Origin of the sequence: Psychrobacter sp. Sarcosine-02u-2 (assembly GCF_002836335.1) — a bacterium.
Lineage (GTDB): Bacteria > Pseudomonadota > Gammaproteobacteria > Pseudomonadales > Moraxellaceae > Psychrobacter > Psychrobacter faecalis.
This window is the reverse complement of the sequence record NZ_PJBX01000058.1, coordinates 1-611: the sequence shown is the minus strand read 5'-3', so window position 1 is coordinate 611 and position 611 is coordinate 1. Positions and strand designations below refer to the sequence as shown.

Sequence of the window (611 nt, the reverse complement as noted above, 5' to 3'; positions counted from 1 at the left end):
GCTCACCTTTTAACATGTCAATACAAGCTTGTGTGACAGCTTTTGCCTTACGATTGGGTAGCGCTTTGATCTTAGTCTCTCGAGTCGTTCTATCTACTAAAGTAACCAGAACACCTTGATGTCCATGACCAACCACCGTATCCCCTTCATAATCGCCCATACGACTGCGTGTCTCAATGATGCTAGGACGCTCAGTGATATCACAGCGGTTCGCTATTTTCCCGCGCCTATCATTGCCTTGCAGATACCGTCTCTTATAACGCTTTTGACATCTGAGGGTGGTGTGTAGAGCACCCCCTGCCTTTTTGTCAGTATAGATGTGTTGGTATATCGATTCATGGCTTGGGACATCTTCCCAACCCAGCATCCTCAGTCGCCCTGTTATCTGTTCAGGGGAGTAGTGCTTGCTGAGTAGATGCTCAATATAGCACCAGCCAAAGCGACTAATCTGTGTGCTATTCTTAACTTTGCGCGCTTTTGCCAAACGATGGGCTTGTTTGGGGCGATAACCCCTTTGTCCCAGGTTTCGCCTTATCTCTCGACTCACCGTTGATTTATGACAGCCGATAATTCTAGCTATTTCACTCATGCCTTTTTTAGCTTGCAATAGT

Annotated in this window: 1 protein-coding gene; it reads right to left on the bottom strand. The window is 46.6% G+C overall.

Going from position 1 to position 611, the window contains the following annotated elements:
* On the bottom strand, positions 1-607 hold a 607-nt coding region (locus CXF58_RS01240; RefSeq protein WP_228706502.1), incomplete at its 3' end, for an IS30 family transposase.
* Positions 608-611 lie beyond the last annotated feature (4 nt).